We start from the raw sequence: 4,047 nt of genomic DNA on the forward strand, positions 1-4,047 counted from the left end.
TACGACCACGGGATGTCGGAGGTCTTCTTTGAGGAACTCGCGATCCCGAAGCCAGACTACAACCTCAACATCGGCTCCGGAACCCACGGTCACCAGACCGGGGCGATGCTCGGGGCGATCGAGGACGTCCTCCAGCAGGAGAACCCGGACCTCGTCCTCGTCTACGGTGACACGAACTCAACCCTCGCGGGCGCGCTTGCGGCGGCAAAACTCCACGTGCCGGTGGCGCATGTCGAGGCGGGGCTCAGGAGTTTTGATCGCCGGATGCCGGAGGAGATCAACCGGGTGCTCACCGACCACTGCTCTGACCTCCTCTTCTGCCCCACAAAGACTGCTGTGGAGAACCTCGCGGCCGAGGGGATCACGGGGGGCGTCCACCTTGTCGGCGACGTGATGGTTGATGCGATGAATTACAATCGCGCGGTTGCGGAAGAGCGCTCCCGGATCCTTGAGGCGGTCGGGGTTCGACCGGGGGAGTACCTCGTCATCACCGTCCACCGGCCGTCGAACACCGATAGCCAGGAGAACATGGTCGCCATCCTCGGCGCCCTCGCAGAGGCGGGGATGCCGGTCGTCTTCCCGGTCCATCCCCGGACACGGAACTATCTCGGGCGGTATGGCCTCCTTGCGAAGATGCCGGAGAACGTCCAGGTCACCGAACCGCTCGGCTACCTCGACATGCTCCACCTGATGGCGCATGCGGCAAAGATCCTCACTGACTCAGGCGGCGTCCAGAAAGAGGCCTACATGCTCGGCGTGCCCTGCATCACGCTCCGGGAGAACACAGAGTGGGTCGAGACGGTCGAGGCCGGGTGGAATGTGCTTGTGGGGGCGGGGAGGGAGGAGATCGTCTCGATGATCCATGAGTTTGCTCCGGCGGGGGACCAGCCGCCGCTCTTCGGGGACGGTCGGGCCGCCGCCGGGATTGCAAAGATTATTCGTTCCTGAGATGTCATCAGGCGCCCCGGCGTGTAGGGGGTGCATACCCCTCCGCGACGAGGGAGGTGCGGGCTTCTGACAGGCGGCAGACCAGTTGTTTCGGCGGTCATCCCCCTCTACAACAAGGCCCCGTACATCGGGCGGGCAATCCAGTCGGTGCTTGCCCAGACTGAACAGGAGTTTGAGGTCATCGTCGTCGACGACGGCTCAACCGACGGGGGCGCGGCAATCGTCGAGCATTTTGCAGACCCCCGGATACGCCTGATCACACAGGAGAACCGGGGCGCCTCGGCTGCACGGAACCGGGGGATCCGGGAGTCATGGGCGGATCTCGTAGCATTCCTGGATGCGGACGACGAATGGTATCCTGCTTTCCTTGAGACGGCCCTCGATCTCCGCAGGCGTTACCCGGGGGCCGGGTTGTATGCGACGGCCTACACGATCTACAACCCGGACGGCGGGAGAAGGGTTGCCTCGATTGCGGCCGTGCCTCCGACCCCCTGGAGCGGGCTGCTCCCGAACTACTTTCGGTCAGCTGCCCTCGGCGAACCGCCGATCAGTTCCTCCTCGGTGGCGATACCAAGAGGGGTCCTTAAGGAGACGGGGGGATTTGCCGAAGGCCACTGGTGGGGCGAGGACGTGGACCTCTGGGGCAGGATTGCGTTCCGCTACCCGATCGCGTTCACCTGGCGGGTCGGGGCGGTTTATCATACCGACGTGGCCAGCAGGGCCTGCACAAGGATTCAGCCCGTCCCCGAGAACCCGTTCGTCGCTTCGGCACGGCACGCGATCGAACGCGGGCAGATACCTCCGGAGATGCTTGACGACGTGCTGGAGTACGTTGCCGCAAAACAACTGCAGACCGCAGCGCGGAACATCCAGGCCGGGCGCCCCGACCTCGCACGGGCTAACCTGGCCTGGTGCCCGACCCGGCTGCACCGCCGGCAAAAGATCGCATACTCCCTTATGGCGCTCATACCGGCCCCGTGGTACCGGCGCTACCGGCATATGAAAGCGGTCCTCGCCCAACACTGAAAACACTTATCTGCTCCGGCCGCCTTACCCGCGGCGATGACTCCCGGGAACGGTGACCACCTGGTGGTCTTCACCACATCATACCCCTTCAGCAAGGTCGTGGAGTCGTTCCTCGACCGCGAACTCCCGCACCTCTCTTCGACGTTTGACACCGTCACGCTCGTCCCGCGCCTCTACCCCCCGCCCGGCGAGAGGCTTGAGCGGTCGCTCCCGGGGAACGTATCGGCCGAGACCTCCATCATGCATGATGCGCAGGGAGAGAGTACGACGGCCTACTACCTGCACCTCATCCTCTCGTCGCTTGCATCCCCGGAGTTCTACACCGAACTCCGGAGAAACCGCCCCATGCTCCACCCGGCCGGGATGCGAAAGGCGCTCGGCTACCTCGGCATCGCGCTCGACGTCCGGGACTGGGTTGCGCGGAGGGTCGAGGAGGGGGGGCTCGACCCCGCCCGAACGCTCCTCTATACCTACTGGTTTGACGGCACCGCACTCGGCGCCGTGCTGGCAAAGAGAGATTTTCCGGATATCCGGTGTGTCTCGCGGGCGCACGGGTATGACCTCTACGCCGAACGCTACACCCCGCCCTACATGCCGTTTGAGGAGGCCAGGGCCTGCTCCCTTGACCGGGTTTACCCCGTCTCTGAGCACGGGAAGGGGCATCTATCAGCCCGGTACCCCCCGTGCGCATCCGGCTTCCGGGTGGCCCGGCTTGGCACGGGAGACCCCGGGTTTCTTACATCCCCCTCCCGAGACGGGGTCTTCCGGGCCGTCTCCTGCTCCCATATCATCCCGATAAAACGCATCGACCTCCTGATCCGGGGCCTTGCGGAGGCAGGACGGATGCAACCAGACCGGGAGTTTGAGTGGGTGCACATCGGGGGCGGGACGTTGCAGGCAGATGTGGAGGCCTATGCGGATGCAACACTGCCCGGGAACGTCAGCTACCGGTTCACCGGGTACCTCACAAACGCCGCCGTCCTGGAACATTATCGGCAGAGCCCCATCGACGCCTTCGTAAACGTCAGCGAGTCCGAGGGCGTCCCGGTCTCGATCATGGAGGCGGAAAGTTGTGGGATCCCGGTAATCGCAACAGCGGTGGGCGGGACCCCGGAGATCGTCTCCGGTGCTACAGGCATCCTGCTCCCGGAGAACCCGGCACCACGGGATATCGCGGAAGCCGTCTGCAGGCTCGCTGCCGACACCGATAGCGCCCGGCCGATGCGGTCGGCGTGCAGGGAGAACTGGGAGCGCCGCTACAACGCAGACCGGAACTTCAGCGCCTTCGCCGGTGACCTGCAGGCCCTCCTGCAGTGATCCGTCACACCCGCCGGCCGTCCGAGAAGAGCACCAGAAACTTCGCCGCACTCTTCTGCCATGTGAACCGCTCGTCAACGGTCTTCTTCGCGTTTGCACCGAGGCGCCGGGCTACATCCGGGTTCTTGAGCAGGTAATCGATCTTTTCGGCGATCTCCGCCGGTTCTGGCGGCACGAGGATACCATTCTCCCCATCCCAGATCGCCTCCGGAATCCCTGCCACCGGGGTTGCGACGATAGGTTTGCCCATGGCCATAGCCTCAAGGAGCGCTATCGGCAGTCCGTCTCCGAGGGTGATATGGGTGTAGATGTCGCAGAGTGAGAGTGGCACAGAGGGGTTCTCGATATCGCCTGTGAAGATGACGTGCCCGGATGCCCCTTCGACCCGTGTGAACTCCTCTACCTCCAGGGAGAAAACGCCCCTCCGTGTCGCGATGAGGACGATCTCCGGATACTTCTCTTTGAGGAGGTTTACAGCCTGGATGAGGTGTTTCAGGCCTTCGGCCTTGTACTTCAGGGCGGTCAGGCCGAGGGCGAGGAGCACCGGTCGGCGGTCCCCGATACCAAACCGCTCGCGGAACGCGGCAACCTCTCCCGGGGTCACCGTGGCAACTTGAGGAGCCCCCGCATAGGTTATCTCAGTCCTCGGAAACTTCAGGTTCCAGACCTCGCTGGTCCTCTCCCTGAGCCGGTCCGAGACGAACGTCACATGGTCGCACCGGTTGAGGAGGGTCTGGTAGAAGAGCCGGAACCGGT

4 protein-coding genes are annotated in these 4,047 nt (G+C 64.1%); 3 read left to right on the plus strand and 1 reads right to left on the minus strand.

Annotated elements, in window-relative coordinates:
- The 3 genes from wecB to BP858_RS03015 form a co-directional block, all read left to right on the plus strand.
- Positions 1-948, plus strand: a 948-nt coding sequence (gene wecB, locus BP858_RS03005; RefSeq protein WP_286878805.1) for a non-hydrolyzing UDP-N-acetylglucosamine 2-epimerase, incomplete at its 5' end; no start/stop codon positions are given.
- Positions 949-978: 30 nt separating this feature from the next.
- Entirely contained in the window at positions 979-1,974 is a 996-nt protein-coding gene (locus BP858_RS03010; protein WP_286878806.1) for a glycosyltransferase family 2 protein, read from the plus strand.
- A gap of 36 nt (positions 1,975-2,010) precedes the next feature.
- Positions 2,011-3,291: a glycosyltransferase gene (locus BP858_RS03015; RefSeq protein WP_286878807.1), complete on the plus strand. Its 1,281-nt coding sequence runs from the start codon at positions 2,011-2,013 to the stop codon at positions 3,289-3,291.
- A gap of 4 nt (positions 3,292-3,295) precedes the next feature.
- On the opposite strand, the gene BP858_RS03020 is transcribed toward BP858_RS03015, so the two are convergent.
- A partial coding sequence (locus tag BP858_RS03020; protein WP_286878808.1) for a glycosyltransferase family 4 protein occupies positions 3,296-4,047 on the minus strand: 752 nt, incomplete at its 5' end.

This window comes from Methanoculleus sp. UBA413, from assembly GCF_002502935.1.
Lineage (GTDB): Archaea > Halobacteriota > Methanomicrobia > Methanomicrobiales > Methanoculleaceae > Methanoculleus > Methanoculleus bourgensis.

What these genes read in the sequence shown, in the direction of transcription:
- BP858_RS03015 (WP_286878807.1), top strand. Translation starts at nt 2,011, where the DNA reads ATGACTCCCGGGAACGGTGACCACCTGGTGGTCTTCACCACATCATAC.